Below are 14,393 nucleotides of genomic sequence, written 5' to 3'. Positions count from 1 at the left end.
CGCAACTTCGGATCGGCATTCTTCAACGCGGCCGCGGGCGGTGATCCGGTGCTCTACCAGCACCTGTTCTGGTTCTTTGGTCACCCCGAGGTTTACATCATGATCCTGCCCGGATTTGGCATGGTCAGCCACATTGTCGCGACCTTCTCCAAAAAGCCGGTGTTCGGTTATCTGGGCATGGCCTATGCCATGGTCGCCATCGGCGTGGTCGGCTTTGTCGTGTGGGCGCACCACATGTTTACCGTCGGCCTGTCGGTCAACATGAAGATGTATTTCACCGCTGCAACCATGGTGATCGCGGTGCCGACGGGCATCAAGATCTTCAGCTGGATCGCCACGATGTGGGGTGGTTCGCTGTCCTTCAAGACACCGATGGTGTGGGCATTGGGCTTTATCTTCATGTTCACCGTGGGCGGCGTGACCGGCGTTGTGCTGGCCAATGGCGGCGTCGATGACAACTTGCATGACACCTATTATGTGGTGGCGCACTTCCACTATGTGCTGTCGCTGGGTGCGGTGTTCTCGATCTTCGCGGGCTTCTATTACTGGTTCCCCAAGATGAGCGGTCGCCATTATAACGAGCTGCTTGGCCACCTGCATTTCTGGATTTTCTTCGTTGGCGTGAACATCCTGTTCTTCCCGATGCACTTCCTGGGCCGCCAGGGCATGCCGCGTCGTTACCCTGACTTCCCTGAGGCGTATTCCTACTGGAACCAGATTGCGACGCTCGGCTATGTTGTGATGGCTGTCGGCATGGTGATCTTCTTCGTGAACATCGGCTATGCGATGATCGCCGGACGCCGCGCCGAAGGCAATTACTGGGGCGAAGGGGCAACGACGCTGGAATGGACCCTGTCCAGCCCGCCGCCGTTCCACCAGTTCGAAACCTTGCCGCAGATCAAGTGACCGGACGCGCTTCTTCCGTCGGGCACAGCGCCGGGATTATGGGCAGTGATGCCCGCCCGGTGCCTGCCCTGCGGGACGGCGCGGTCCTTTGGATAACCGCATGACCGACGCTACTCAGCATATCGCAGCCCCGCAGGGGCTGGCGATGACGCCCCAGCAGGGTCTGGCCATGCCCGCGCACTGGCGCGATTTCTGGTTGCTGACCAAGCCCGGTGTGATCCGGCTGGTGGTGTTCACCGGGCTGTGCGGCCTGCTCGCCGCGCCCGGAACGGTCCATCCGATCATCGGCTTTGTCGCGATCCTGTGCATCGCGATGGGTGCGGGCGGCGCAGCGGCGCTCAACCAATATTACGAGTCCGAACTTGACGGGCTGATGAAGCGCACCGCCAACCGCCCGATTCCGGCGGGCCGTATGGACCGCGATGCCGCGCTGCAGTTCGGCCTCGCGCTGTCGGGCTTTTCGGTGGTGATTATGGGGCTGGCGGTCAACTGGCTGGCGGCTGGTATCCTCGCGTTCTCGATCTTCTATTACGCCGTGATCTACACCATCTGGCTCAAGCCCAACACCGCGCAGAACATCGTCATTGGCGGTGGCGCGGGGGCATTTCCGCCGATGATCGGCTGGGCGGCGGTGACCGGCGATGTGACGCTGATGCCGGTGCTGCTGTTTGCGATCATCTTCTTCTGGACCCCGCCGCATTTCTGGGCGCTCGCGCTGTTTGTGAAGACCGATTATGCGCGCGTCGGCATTCCGATGATGCCCAATGTCGCGGGCGAACGCTCGACCCGTCACCAGATTTTCGGTTACTCGCTGTTGCTGCTGCTGATCGCGGTTGCGCCGTTCGCGCTTGGGCTGACCGGGCTGGCTTATGGCTTGTCGGCCTTTGTGCTGTCGGCGTTCTTCCTGCTGCTCGCATGGCGTGTCGGCTTCCGTGTGGCGGGCGAGGGCGATACGCTCAAACCTGAAAAACAGCTGTTTGCCTTTTCGATCCTGTATCTGTTCATGATCTTCGGCGCGCTTGTCGTCGATCGTGCGATCCTTCCGGAGCTTGGCCTGTGAGCACGACCCCGAACCCCGATTTCAGCGACCCCAAGGTGCTGGCTGAATTGCGCGCGCGTCAGCGCAGCCGCGCGCTGGTAATGGCCGGGGTGCTGATCGCGCTGTGCGTGCTGTTCTATGTCATCACCATCGTCAAGATCGGCGTGTGGGGATGAGCGCAGCGCTGATCCCCGATGACGTCGCCCGGCGCAACCGGCGCAGCGGCATACTGGCGCTCAGCATGGCGCTGGGTATGCTGGCGATGGGCTATGCAGCCGTGCCGCTATACAAGCTGTTTTGTCAGGTCACCGGCTTTGGCGGCACGACGATGATGGCCAGCGAAGCACAGGCCGCGTCGATCAAGCCGACCGACAAGACGATCGTCGTGCGCTTCGATTCCAACGTCTCGTCGGCGTTGCCGTGGCGCTTCAAGCCGGAAAACCCGACCGAAAAGATCACCATCGGCGCGCGCGACATGGCCGCGTTCAACGCCGAGAACCTGTCGAGCCAGCCAGTATCGGGCACCGCGACGTTCAACGTCACCCCCACCCAGGCGGGCAAGTATTTCGCCAAGGTCCAGTGCTTCTGTTTCACGGAGCAGACGCTGCAGCCGGGCGAGAAGGTGCGGATGCCGGTGATCTATTATGTGGACCCTGCGATCCTCACCGATCCGCAGACCAAGGACATCGAAGAGATCACGCTCAGCTACACCTTTTACCCGCTGGACCCGGCGAAAAAGGGCGGTTAAGGGCTTTTAGCAACTGATTACGGGATAGCAGGGACCCAGGACATGGCCGGAACCAAGAACCACGATTATCACATTCTGCCGCCAAGCATCATCCCGTTTGCGGGGGCAATGTCGGCGCTGTTGATGGCGGTCGGCGCGATTGCGTGGATGCACTCGATGGACCCCAACGGCATCCTGTTCTACGCTGGCACCGCCGCTGTTCTGGCGACGATGTATTTCTGGTGGGCGCAGGTGGTGCGCGAGGCGCATGCCGGTGACCATACCCCGGTGGTGCAGCTGCACCTGCGCTACGGCATGATCCTGTTCATCGCGTCTGAAGTCATGTTTTTCGTCGGCTGGTTCTGGGCGTGGTTCGATTTCTCGCTGTTCCCCTCGACCGCAGACGTGATCGGCGGCACCTGGCCGCCCAAGGGTGTTGAGGTGCTCAATGCCTTTGAACTGCCGTTGCTCAACACGCTGATCCTGCTGTGCTCGGGCACCACGGTGACATGGGCGCACCACTCGCTGATCCATGGTGACCGCGACGGCTTGATCAAGGGGCTGTGGCTGACGATCATCCTGGGCATCGTGTTCAGCGGCGTGCAGGCCTATGAATATTCGATCGCGCCATTCCCGTTCAAGGACCTGAACTACGGATCGGCGTTCTACATGGCGACCGGCTTCCACGGCTTCCACGTGCTGGTCGGCACGGTCTTCCTGATCGTGTGTCTGGTGCGCGCCTATAAGGGCCATTTCACCCCCAAGCAGCATTTCGGCTTCGAGGCCGCCGCCTGGTACTGGCATTTCGTCGATGTGGTGTGGCTGTTCCTGTTCTTGGTGGTTTATGTCTGGGGCGGCTGGGGTGCAGCCACGCATTAATAACACGCTCCTGATCCGGCGCGGTCGGCATGGCTGATGCGCAAATTCTAAAAGGGCAGTCCGGCTTGGGTCAGGCTGCCCTTTTTGGCGAGTGCCCGCAATGCGGAGCGCGCACGCCGTTCGCCGGATGGATCCGATTCGCTGACCGTTGCCGCAGCTGCGGGCATGATTTCACCGTTTATAATGTCGGCGATGGCCCGGCGGCGTTTCTGATTCTGATCCTTGGCGCATTCGTTTGCGCGGGGGCAATCACGCTGCAACTCGCGGTCGGGCCACCCTTCTGGGTGCATATCCTGATCTGGGTGCCGCTGACGAGCGCCGCGGTGATCGCATCGATGCGCACATCGAAAGCCGCGATGCTGATCCATGAGGCGCGCGCGCAGGTGCTCGAGGGCCGGATCGATCATGATGCGGCGGGGAAACCGTAATGCGCCTGCCATTGTGGCCTACACTCCTCGTTGGCGCAGCCATCGCCGTGATGATCGCGCTCGGGGTCTGGCAGGTGCAGCGCATGGCGTGGAAAAACGCGCTGCTGGCTGAGTATGAGAATGCCGCTGACCTGCCCGCCATCGCCTGGCCGGTGGTTCCCGATGTAGACAGCCTGCCGCTTTATCGCCGTTCATCGGTCAACTGCCTGCGCGTCATAGGTTGGCGATCAGCTAGCGGACGCGGCGCGGGGGGCCAGGCGGGCTGGGTCCATGTCGCATCGTGCAGCACCAGCGCCGAAGGCCCCGGCGCGCAGGTGGTAACAGGCTGGTCGCAGCGGCCGGATAACCCAGACTGGACCGGCGGCATGGTCACCGGGGTGATCGCGCCCGACAGCCAGCATCTGGTGCGGCTGGTGGCCGCGCCACCGGTCGCAGGGCTCGCGCCTGTACAGAAACCATCGCCCGAGGATATTCCCAACAACCATTGGGCCTATGCGATACAATGGTTTTTATTCGCCGCGATTGCTGCCGTTATATACATCATGGCGGTCGCAAAGCGGCAGAAGGCGCAAACGCCCTGAGCCGATGACGACCACAGGCGAGGACAGATCATGCTGGGCAAACATATTTATGGTTTCCACCGCGTCACCCGGTCTGATCTGCCGATGCTCGAGGCGTGGCTGAAAACGCCCGACGTTAAAGCCTGGTGGGGCGATCCGGCGCACGAGCTCGCGCTGATCGAGGAGGACATGGACAATTCCGATATGGTCCAGCTGATCGGAATGCTCGATGGCCGCCCGCTTGCCTATCTCCAGCATTATGAGGTGCACGCCTGGCCGCAAAAGCATCTCGAGCATCTGCCGCGCGGCGCGCGCGCCATCGACATGTTCGTCGGGGTGCCCTCGTTGATCGGCAAGGGTCATGGCACAGCGCTGCTGTCCATGCTGGCGCGCCAGCTTGCGGCGCAGGGGGTGCGGGTGCTGTGCATCGATCCCGATCCTCACAATTCCCGCGCGCGCGCCGCTTATGGCCGCGCCGGTTTTGTCGAACAGGGCGTGCTGGACACGCCCGAGGGTCCGGCGGTGCTGATGTTCTTTGAGCCGCCACCCGAAACGTGACGCATGTTGCCAGAAGCGGGCAGGGCCGCTAACGGCCAGCCGCATGGACTATATCAGCACTCGCGGGCAAGCGGCCGCGCTGGATTTTGAAGGCGTCACGCTGGCGGGGCTGGCGAGCGATGGCGGGCTTTACCTGCCGCGTGAATGGCCGCGCTTTTCAACCCAGCAGATAGCCGCAATGGCAGGCCTGCCTTATGCAGAGCTTGCCGTGCAGGTGATGCAGCCGTTTGTGCAGGGCAGTCTGAGCGGAGGGGAGCTGCGGGCGCTGTGCAAGGCGGCCTACGGGCGCTTTTCGCATCATGGGGTGACGCCGCTCGTGCAGCTCGATGAAGGCAACTGGCTGCTCGAGCTGTTTCACGGGCCGACGCTGGCATTTAAGGATGTCGCATTGCAGCTGCTCGGCCAGCTGTTCGAGCGGTTTCTTGCCGATAAAGACACGCATCTCACGATCGTCGGCGCGACCTCCGGCGATACCGGGTCGGCGGCGATCGATGCTGTCGCGGGGCGCGAGAAAATCGACATCTTCATGCTGCACCCCGACGGCCGGGTGTCAGACGTGCAGCGACGGCAGATGACCACCGTGCTCGCCCCCAATGTCCATAACATCGCCATCGCGGGCAGCTTTGACGATGCACAGGCAATGGTGAAGCGGATGTTCAATGACCGCGACTTTGCCGATCGCTTCAGCCTGTCAGCGGTCAATTCGATCAACTGGGCGCGGCTGATGGCGCAGGTCGTCTATTATTTCGCCGCCGCGCTGCAGCTGGGTGCGCCGCATCGCAAGGTGGCGTTCTCGGTGCCCACCGGCAATTTTGGCGATGTGTTTGCAGGCTATGTCGCCGCGCAGATGGGGCTGCCGATTGCCCGTCTGCTGGTCGCGACCAACGTCAACGATATCCTGCACCGAGCGCTGAGCACCGGGGACTATTCGGCGGGTACCGTCACCCCCACCGCCGCGCCGTCGATGGACATTCAGGTGAGTTCAAACTTTGAGCGGCTGCTGTTTGATCTCGAAGGCCGCGATGGCGACAAGACGCGCGCGCGGATGCACGGATTTGAAAGCAGCAAGGCGATGCAGATCGACGCCCCGATGCTTGAGCGGGCGGCGGCGATTTTCGCCAGCGCGAGTGTCGACCCCGATGACATGGCGCTGGCGATCCGCCATGCCCACCATTGCGCCGGTCATCTGATTGATCCGCACACCGCCATTGGGCTCAGCGCGGCGCATCGTTTGCGCAAGGATGGTGGGCTTGCGCCCGACATCCCATGCGTGACCCTCGCCACCGCGCATCCGGCCAAGTTCCGCGATGCCGTCGAGCGCGCCACCGGCCAGCGACCGCGCCTGCCGACGCGAATGGGCGACCTGTTCGAACGACAGGAGCGTTTCGATCGGCTCGCCAATGACTATGAGTCGGTGCGCAGCTATATCGCCGATCGCGCCACGCCGCGCCGGGGCTGACCAACGCCGTGGCAACGCTCGACCCGCAGCCGTTGGTCATGGTCGGGAAGCCGCGCGAGGATTACACGCTGATCGACAGCGGCGCCGGTCGCAAGTTCGAAAGCTATGGTCCCTATCGCTTCGTGCGGCCTGAACCGCAGGCGATGTGGGCGCCGACGCTGCCTGACTGGGACGCCGACGGCGCGTTCATTCCGGCATCCGACGAGGACGGCGGCGGCAAGTGGCAGCTTGAAGCCAAAGTGCCGCGCGATGGCTGGCCGCTCGCCTGGCAGGAGGTGCGTTTTACCGCATCGAACACGCCGTTTCGGCACCTCGGCTTCTTCCCTGACATGGACCCGGTTTGGCGCTGGCTGCGCAACCAGATCGGCGCGCATGACGGCGCGCAAGCGGCCCGCGCGCTCAACCTGTTCGGATATACCGGGGTGGGCACGCTGGCGATGGCGGCGGCGGGCGCTGAGATGACGCATGTTGATGCCTCAAAAAAATCGGTTGCCGCCGCGCGCGCCAATGCCGCGCTGTCTGCGATGGAGGATGCGCCGATCCGCTGGCTGGTCGACGATGCGGCCAAGTTTGTCGCGCGCGAGGTGCGGCGCGGCAAACGCTATGACGTGATTTTGCTCGATCCCCCCAAGTTCGGGCGCGGCCCCGAAGGCGAGGTGTGGAAGCTCGAGGAGCATCTGCCGGCGTTGATCGCCGATTGCCGGCGGCTGCTCGATGCGCAATCGCGCTGCCTGTTCCTCACCGTTTATGCGGTGCGCATGTCGGCGCTGGCGCTCGGCGGGCTGCTTGCGGAGCATCTGGGCGACCTGCCGGGCCGGATCGAATGCGGTGAACTGGCGGTGGAGGAGCAGGCAGGCGGGAGGCTGTTGCCGACGGCGATCTTCGCGCGCTGGCATGCGGATGACGGCGCAGGCTGATGGCCTGGGGCAGAAGGCTTGCCTTGCGCCATGCAAGCTGTCATCGCGAGCGCAGACTCCCATTCCATCACAGCCAGGCTGCCCGCATTGACCGACTATAGTCCCGATACGCTGATCCTCGAAATTGCTGATTTTGATGTCAATGTCCTGACCGGCATCTATTCTGAAGAAACGCAGCTGCCGCAGCCGCTGCGCTTCACCATCCGCATCGAGATGCTGGCTGCTGATCATTACGCCCCCGATACGCCGCTCAGCGCGTCTAAGAACTATATGGACCTGAAGCACGCGGCATCGACCGCGCTGCCGCAGGGGGTGCATTTCACATTGATCGAGGGCGTCGCCGACCATGTCATCGAGACGCTGTTCCTGCAGGACCGGCGCATCACCCGCGTCTGCGTCAAGATCATCAAGCTGGCGATCGCCGAAAATGGCGAGTCCATCGGCATAACGCTGACCCGGACCCGGCAATGACCGGTCGCGCGCACCCTCCGCTGGCGCTGGTCACCGGCGGACTGCGCCGGGTTGGCGCGGCGATTGCCGCTGATCTCGCGAAAGCGGGCTGGGCGCTGGCGCTGCATGGTCACAGCAACTGCGATCCCGATGACGATCTGGCCGATGTGCTGGCTGCAGAGGGCAGCGTGTGGCACGGTTTTCTCGCCGACCTTGCCGACCCGGCGCAAAGCAGCGGGCTGATGCATGCCGTGATCGCGCGGTTTGGGCGCGCACCTGATCTGCTGGTCAACAATGCCTCGCTGTTCGATTATGACGACTGGCACACGATAACGGCAGCGTCGCTGCACGCGCATTTTGCGGTGAATTTAGTCGCGCCGGTGTTGCTGTCGCAGGCGCTGGTGGCAGCGGCACCAGCAGCGGGCGAGGCCGGGCCGGCGCAGAAGCCCTCGATTGTCAACATCATCGACCAGCGCGTGCGCAACCCCAATGGCGACCAACTGTCCTATACGCTCTCCAAGCAGGCGCTGGCAGAAGCGACTCGGACACTGGCGCGCGCCTTCGGGGCGCGGGCGCGGGTCAATGCGGTGGCTCCTGGGTTGACGCTGCCAACCGCAGATTATAGCCTTGGGCAATTGCAACGGCTCGCAGAACGCATGCCGCTGGGCCAGCTTTCCGCTCCAGATGACATTGCCCGCGCGGTGCGATTCCTTGCCGAATCGTCTGCGGTCACCGGACAGTTGCTATTCGTCGATGGTGGTGTCCATATGCTGAGCCTCAATCGGGACTTCGTGTTCCTTGATACCGATGCGGGCACTGCCCCTCCCGCTGAATAAAACTTGGAGATTAATATGCGCAGCACATCGAAACTGGCCGCAATGACTGCCTTGGCGACATTGGCCTTTGCCGGTGTGCTCACCGGCTGCGGCAGCCAGGATGGCGGCGGCGATCCGGTGACCCGCTCAAGCGCCGACCGCGCGGGTGCAGCGGACGAAGAAGAAGCTGAAGAGCCCGAATCAGTGCTGCGCGTGGACGAGGTGGTGATGCGCACCCCGGCGTTGGCGACGCTGTCGCGCGCCATTCGCGGCAGTGGCCTGACCGCGGGCCTTGCGGGAGAGGAACCGCTGACCCTGTTCGCGCCCGAAGACATGGCGTTCAACAAGCTCGGGGTCGATTCGCTCGCCGATCTGCTGCTGCCTGAAAACAAGGAGCGGCTGGCGGTCATCCTCAATTATCACATCATCCCCGGGCGCCTTTCGGCAGAAGATCTGCGCAAGCGGATCACATCGACCGGCGGCAGCATCAAGCTCGAATCATTGCAGGGTGAGGCGCTGACTGTCTCGGTTGAGCTTGACCAGCTGAGGATCAGCGATGCGACCGGCAATGCAGCATCGATCATCACCACCGATCTTCCGGCGAGCAACGGCATCGTCCACGGCATCGATACCGTGCTTGGCCCGCGCGAATAGCGCCCGTCAATCGGCCGCAAGTGCCGCGTTGGCGGCGCGCAGCTTGCGGTCGAGCGCGCTGTTGATGTGGCGTTCGATGACGGTGCGGGCATCAGGGTGCAGATCAAGATACTGACGCAGCTTGGGCGCGGACACGCACCAGAAATGGCTGTCGCGCACAAGCCGCACGGTGCCGGTCGCCGGTTCGCCGCTCAATGCCGTCGCATCGCCGACCAGGTCGCCATTGCGCAACGCACCGACCAGTTGCCCGTGCAGGCTGACCGTCGCCTCGCCTTCGTAGAGGTAAAACAGATGGCTTATTGCCTCGCCCTCGTTGATCAGCACCTCACCGGTACGGCCCGTGATCCAGTTGCCCTGATCCATCAGGTGTCGTGCGCTGGCGCGGCTCATGTCCGCCATAAATATGCTGCGCAGCGCTTCTTCTTCGGCTGAAAAGCGTGCGTTCTTCTCGGCCAACAGATAGCGCAGCAGCATCGATCCGCTGATCAGCAGCAGCACGACAAACCAAAATGCCAGGCCAAGGTCGTTCCTGAACCCGATGGCAAAGCCCAGGCCCAGCAGCGATGCGACCAGCACCCCGGCCCGCATCCACGGCATCGGCGGTGCGATCAGCGCAATCGCCAGCACAAGAAACGACAGATGCCCCAGCCACGCGCCGTTGGCGAACCCAAGTCCCAGCATGATAATGTGCCTCCCGGCGCAGGCACACCAGCGTTGCCCCCGCCTGTGTCCAGAATGCCAAAAGAGCAACGGCGGGGCAAGCAACCCCTGATATGTTTTTGCGGGCAATATGAAAGGATTGCCTTGAAACTGCTTGGCGAACCGGCGATAAGGAACAATAAAGACTACGGGGTCGCATTGTAAGTCTATCGGGGGGCCGGTTCCGTCAGGGGCCGGGGCAAAAGCTACGATGCAGGTAAACAGGCTATCCGCTGCGCATAAGGCACATTGGTTCAGGGCCGCCATAGCTGCCCTGGGGTGCATTGCAATGGCTGCCATCGCGTTGATTATTGCCAATGTCGCAGCCGCCGAGCGGCTTGAAGCGCAGGCGTCAAGCGCGGCGTCGGGAACGCATATGGGCGTCGGCAGCTGCGCTGGATCCACCTGCCACGGCCGCAACGAAGCCGATGGCGAGGTTGTCCGGCAGGATGAGCTGTGGCGCTGGCAGGAAGAATCGACTCCGGGCGGCGCGCACAGCCGCGCCTATCGCGTGCTGGGTGAACCGCGCAGCCTGGCCATCGGCAAGAAGCTGGGTATCGGCGATCCGCGCCAGTCCGCGGAATGTCTGTCATGTCACGCGACTCCGGCGGCCAGCAAGGGCGCGCGTTATCAGGTCAGCGACGGGGTCAGCTGCGAGGCTTGCCACGGCGCAGCATCGGGTTGGCTGGCGAGTCACTATGCCACCGGCACCAGCCATGCGCGCAATGTGTCGCAGGGGCTGATCCCGCTGGAAAACGCCAAGGCGCGCGCCAGTGTCTGCCTCGATTGCCATCTGGGCAGCGACTCGCCGAACCAGTTCGTCACCCACCGCATCATGGCGGCGGGGCACCCGCGCATCTCTTTTGAACTCGACCTGTTCTCAACGCTGACCCAGCATCATGATGAAGATGCCGATTATCGCCTGCGCAAGGGCAAGACCAGCTCAATGCGGATGTGGGCGGTGGGGCAGGCGGTCGCGCTGGACCGCTCGCTCGGCCTGTTTACCAAGCCGGGCATTGGCCAGGCCGGTGTGTTCCCGGAATTCTATTTCTACGATTGCCACAGCTGCCACCGCCGGATTTATGACGAGGAAGACGCGCGGCCTGCCAAGCTCGGCAATCCGGGGCGGCCCATGCCAGTCGGGCTGCCGCCGTATAATGACGAGAACATGATCATGCTGTCCGCTGCGGTGCGCGTTGTCGCGCCCGATCTGGCGGCGCAATATGAAGGGCAGGCGCGCGCGTTCCACGCCGCGATGGCGCAGGGTCGTGGCCCGGCGGTCGAGGCCGCGAACCGGTTGCGGCAGACATCGATGGCGCTGGCAGATCGCTTCTCGCGCAGCAACTTCAACCGCGCGCAGACCTTCTCGATCATGGAATCGATTGCCAGCGAGGCGATCAGCCCCCGGTTTACCGATTATGAGGGCAGCGTTCAGGCGGTGATGGCGGTGGATACCCTGCTCAACGGGCTGGTCAACGAAGGCGCTGTGGCGGGCGGCGCGGCAAGCGCGCTGCGCATCCAGATCAACCAGGCCTATGCCGCCGTCAGCGAGCCGAACAGCTATAAGCCGCTTGAATTCCGCCGCGCTCTTGGCGGTGCCGTGCGAACCATCCGGTCACTACAGTAAGGCCGCATGGTGGGGGAGATGACAGCAGTGTGTAACCCATGGCCGGTTGGTCCGCGTTTGCAGCAGCAGGACAAGCGTCCATGATGCGCGTTGGCCCGACGACTGCTTCGATTGCCGCGCTGGCGATGATGCTCAGCGCGTGCGGCGGCGGCAACAGCAGCGGTACGACGCCTGCGCCATCGCCCACCCCGACGGCCAATCCGGCGCCACCGCCTCCAGGCGGTAACTTCACCGCACCGGCGCAGGAATCGCTTGCAGTGGCCGAGGTGCAGACGATTATCGCACAGGCGGTGGGCGAGGCGCAGCGCCGCAACCTGCCATCGGTGATCGCGGTCGTCGACCGGGTCGGCAATGTGCTCGGTGTGTTCCGGATGAACGGCGCGCGCGCAACGGCGCGCACCAGCACGATGACCGAGGCGGGTAACAACAACCCGCCAATCGACGCGCAGGGGCTGGATGTGCCCGCAGAAATGGCCGCGATTTCCAAGGCGGTCACCGGCGCGTATCTCTCCAGCGGCGGCAACGCGTTTTCAACCCGCACCGCCAGCCAGATCGTCCAGCAGCATTTCCCGCCCGCACCATCGACGCGGGGGCTGGAAAGCGGACCGCTGTTCGGGGTGCAGTTCAGCCAATTGCCGTGCTCTGACCTGTCGGCGCGGTTTGTGCCATCAGGCGGCAGCGGCGCATTCATCGGGCCAAAGCGCTCACCGCTTGGGCTGGCGGCTGATGCGGGCGGCCTGCCGCTTTACAAGAATGGTGTCGTCGTCGGCGCGATCGGGGTGATGGGCGATGGCGATTATGGCTTCGATCCCAACATTCTCGACCGCGATATCGATCCAGAAGAAGCAATTGCCTTTGCCGGGACGCAGGGCTTTGCCGCCGCCGAAGCGATCCGCGCCGACCGGATCACGGTCGACGGCACGACATTGCGGTTCAGCGATATTCTTGCCAGCGATATCGGGACAGTAACCGGCAATTTCGCAGCGATCAACGGCAGCGTGGGCAATGTGATTGCGGTGCGTGGCTATAGCAACGCCACCATCATCGCAGGCACGCCTTACGGCACCGAAGCATCGGGCATCCGCGCCGCGCGCGCAGCGGAATTTGCCAACACCGATGCCTTCATCCTCACCGATGGTGCGGGGAACAACCGGTATCCTATCCGCGCAGGCACCGACAGCACGAGCGTGGCCCAGCCGCTCAGCGCCACCGAAGTCCGCGCGATCCTCGAAGAGGCGTTCATCGTCCTGACCCGTGCACGCGCCCAGATTCGCCGGCCGCTCGACAGCCGGATGCAGGCCTCGATTTCGGTGGTCGATACCAATGGCGAGGTCCTCGGCATCGTCCGCTCGCCCGATGCGCCAATTTTCGGCACCGACGTGTCGTTGCAGAAAGCGCGAACCGCGATGTTCTTTTCGAACGCGCAGGCTGGCCAGCAATTGCTCGCGACGGGGCCGGGGGTTGCGCCGTTTGTGCAGGCGGTGCGGACATTCCTGAACGATCCGCAGGCACTCACCGGTCAGTTTGCGTTTTCTGATCGCGCCAATGGCAACCTCTCGCGCCCCTATTTCCCGGATGGCGAGCTGGGCCGCCCGCCGGGACCACTCTCGAGGCCGATCGAGCAGTTCAATCCGTTCGCTGTCGGGCTGCAGGTGCAGCTTGTCGCGGGCAACATCATCCAGCACGCGCAGTTCGTCGCCGGTGCATCGAATACCGATACGCCGCAGCGCTGCACCACGGTGCCCGACGCGGCACCGGGACAAAACCGGCTTGAAAACGGCATTCAGATCTTCCCTGGCTCAGTGCCGATCTATCGTGGCAATCAGCTGGTCGGTGGAATTGGCGTTTCGGGCGATGGTATCGATCAGGACGATATGGTCAGCTTTCTGGGGCTGCACAACGGCGGTGCGCGCGTCGGCGGCGTGGGCAACGCGCCGATGGCCATCCGGTCAGACCGGATCGTGGTGAACCTTGGCAACGCACAGGTGCGGCTGCGCTATGTCAGCTGTCCGTTTGCGCCATTCCTCGATACCAACCAGCAAAATGTGTGCGAGGGGCTGTAAATGACTGCACCGCTCGCCTCGCTGTTGCCTTTGCTTGCGCTGATGGGCGGTGGGCATGACGGCGATGGCGCGCGGGTGCCGACGCTGCACAGCGACATGCACACGGCGGTGGGCGCACTCGCGGCGGCAAGCATGGGGCGCAATACCGCGCTGGCGCAGACGGAGGGGCTTGCGCCGCGACAAGGAAACCCAAAGGCCGCCGGCGCTGCTGACTGGACCGAGGCACCTGATCAAGCGAGGCTGCTGCTCCACGACTGGGCGACTCCTGCGCGCCATCGCACCGTGCGTGACGCCAGCCTTGGCGCTGATGGCTTTGGTCAGGACCTCGTCTGGGACCTTGGGCAGTGGAGTGATATTGAGGCTGAGATTGTGCGTGCCAGCGCGCAGGATCAGCCCGCCAGCGCGGGTGCGCAGACGCCCGAGCCTGCGGCTGATGGACAGTCAGACCTCGATGCCGACGATGTGCTGATCGATGGCCGCAGGCGTCCGGGGGTGGAAAAGCAGCTGCCCGACCGGGTGACGCAGGACAATCCCGGCGCAGTGCGCGCGCCCGCGCCCGAAGCCTTTCCAACCGATGAGTTTCCGGTGCCGGATCGCTGGCGGATCGTGACA

At 63.6% G+C, this 14,393-nt stretch carries 16 protein-coding genes and 1 pseudogene; 16 read left to right on the top strand and 1 reads right to left on the bottom strand.

Annotated elements, in window-relative coordinates; translation table 11 throughout:
• The 13 genes from ACEW8G_RS04235 to ACEW8G_RS04175 all read left to right on the top strand — a co-directional run.
• The coding region (locus ACEW8G_RS04235) for a cbb3-type cytochrome c oxidase subunit I (protein ID WP_373487201.1) at positions 1 to 906 on the top strand (906 nt) is incomplete at its 5' end.
• Between the two features lie 145 nt (positions 907 to 1,051).
• Positions 1,052 to 1,966 carry a heme o synthase gene (locus tag ACEW8G_RS04230; RefSeq protein WP_373487203.1) on the top strand — a complete coding sequence of 305 codons (915 nt, stop codon included), beginning with the start codon at positions 1,052 to 1,054 and terminating at the stop codon, positions 1,964 to 1,966.
• Positions 1,963 to 2,121, top strand: coding sequence for a hypothetical protein (locus tag ACEW8G_RS04225; protein WP_373487200.1), 159 nt, complete (start codon positions 1,963 to 1,965; stop codon positions 2,119 to 2,121). The genes ACEW8G_RS04230 and ACEW8G_RS04225 overlap by 4 nt, the downstream gene beginning before the upstream one ends.
• Positions 2,118 to 2,693, top strand: a complete 576-nt coding sequence (locus ACEW8G_RS04220) for a cytochrome c oxidase assembly protein (protein ID WP_373487199.1) — start codon at positions 2,118 to 2,120, stop codon at positions 2,691 to 2,693. The genes ACEW8G_RS04225 and ACEW8G_RS04220 overlap by 4 nt, the downstream gene beginning before the upstream one ends.
• 42 nt (positions 2,694 to 2,735) lie before the next feature.
• Positions 2,736 to 3,551, top strand: a complete 816-nt coding sequence (locus ACEW8G_RS04215) for a cytochrome c oxidase subunit 3 (protein ID WP_373487198.1) — start codon at positions 2,736 to 2,738, stop codon at positions 3,549 to 3,551.
• A gap of 29 nt (positions 3,552 to 3,580) precedes the next feature.
• The gene (locus ACEW8G_RS04210; RefSeq protein WP_373487197.1) at positions 3,581 to 3,979 is read left to right on the top strand and encodes a DUF983 domain-containing protein; all 399 of its coding nucleotides are present in this window, start codon (positions 3,581 to 3,583) and stop codon (positions 3,977 to 3,979) included.
• Complete coding sequence (locus tag ACEW8G_RS04205; protein ID WP_373487196.1) at positions 3,979 to 4,560, top strand: SURF1 family protein; 582 nt, start codon at positions 3,979 to 3,981, stop codon at positions 4,558 to 4,560. Before ACEW8G_RS04210 ends, ACEW8G_RS04205 begins: the two co-directional genes overlap by 1 nt.
• 30 nt (positions 4,561 to 4,590) lie before the next feature.
• Positions 4,591 to 5,097, top strand: coding sequence for a GNAT family N-acetyltransferase (locus ACEW8G_RS04200; protein WP_373487195.1), 507 nt, complete (start codon positions 4,591 to 4,593; stop codon positions 5,095 to 5,097).
• Positions 5,098 to 5,140: 43 nt separating this feature from the next.
• The gene (gene thrC / locus ACEW8G_RS04195; protein ID WP_373487194.1) at positions 5,141 to 6,556 is read left to right on the top strand and encodes a threonine synthase; all 1,416 of its coding nucleotides are present in this window, start codon (positions 5,141 to 5,143) and stop codon (positions 6,554 to 6,556) included.
• A gap of 8 nt (positions 6,557 to 6,564) precedes the next feature.
• The gene (locus tag ACEW8G_RS04190; protein ID WP_373487193.1) at positions 6,565 to 7,473 is read left to right on the top strand and encodes a class I SAM-dependent methyltransferase; all 909 of its coding nucleotides are present in this window, start codon (positions 6,565 to 6,567) and stop codon (positions 7,471 to 7,473) included.
• Positions 7,474 to 7,560: 87 nt separating this feature from the next.
• Positions 7,561 to 7,944: a dihydroneopterin aldolase gene (locus ACEW8G_RS04185; protein ID WP_373487192.1), complete on the top strand. Its 384-nt coding sequence runs from the start codon at positions 7,561 to 7,563 to the stop codon at positions 7,942 to 7,944.
• Positions 7,941 to 8,759 (top strand): SDR family oxidoreductase, encoded by an 819-nt coding sequence (locus ACEW8G_RS04180; protein ID WP_373487191.1) that lies wholly within the window; start codon positions 7,941 to 7,943, stop codon positions 8,757 to 8,759. The genes ACEW8G_RS04185 and ACEW8G_RS04180 overlap by 4 nt, the downstream gene beginning before the upstream one ends.
• Before the next feature lie 15 nt (positions 8,760 to 8,774).
• A complete protein-coding gene (locus ACEW8G_RS04175) occupies positions 8,775 to 9,392 on the top strand; it encodes a fasciclin domain-containing protein (protein WP_373487190.1) in 618 nt (205 codons plus the stop codon).
• Positions 9,393 to 9,398: 6 nt separating this feature from the next.
• Here ACEW8G_RS04175 and ACEW8G_RS04170 read toward each other — a convergent pair whose 3' ends face one another.
• Positions 9,399 to 10,073: a Crp/Fnr family transcriptional regulator gene (locus ACEW8G_RS04170; protein ID WP_373487189.1), complete on the bottom strand. Its 675-nt coding sequence runs from the start codon at positions 10,071 to 10,073 to the stop codon at positions 9,399 to 9,401.
• A gap of 307 nt (positions 10,074 to 10,380) precedes the next feature.
• Between ACEW8G_RS04170 and ACEW8G_RS04165 the strand changes: the two genes are divergently transcribed.
• The 3 genes and pseudogenes from ACEW8G_RS04165 to ACEW8G_RS04155 all read left to right on the top strand — a co-directional run.
• On the top strand, positions 10,381 to 11,718 hold the full coding sequence (locus ACEW8G_RS04165) for a multiheme c-type cytochrome (protein ID WP_373487188.1): 1,338 nt from the start codon (positions 10,381 to 10,383) through the stop codon (positions 11,716 to 11,718).
• Positions 11,719 to 11,801: 83 nt separating this feature from the next.
• Positions 11,802 to 13,781: a heme-binding protein gene (locus ACEW8G_RS04160; RefSeq protein WP_373487202.1), complete on the top strand. Its 1,980-nt coding sequence runs from the start codon at positions 11,802 to 11,804 to the stop codon at positions 13,779 to 13,781.
• Positions 13,782 to 14,393, top strand: a pseudogene (locus ACEW8G_RS04155) (hypothetical protein); the annotation flags it as partial.

It is taken from the genome of Blastomonas sp. (assembly GCF_041747255.1).
Lineage (GTDB): Bacteria > Pseudomonadota > Alphaproteobacteria > Sphingomonadales > Sphingomonadaceae > Blastomonas.
The sequence above is the reverse complement of the archived record's forward strand: the minus strand, read 5'-3'. Positions and strand labels throughout refer to the sequence as shown.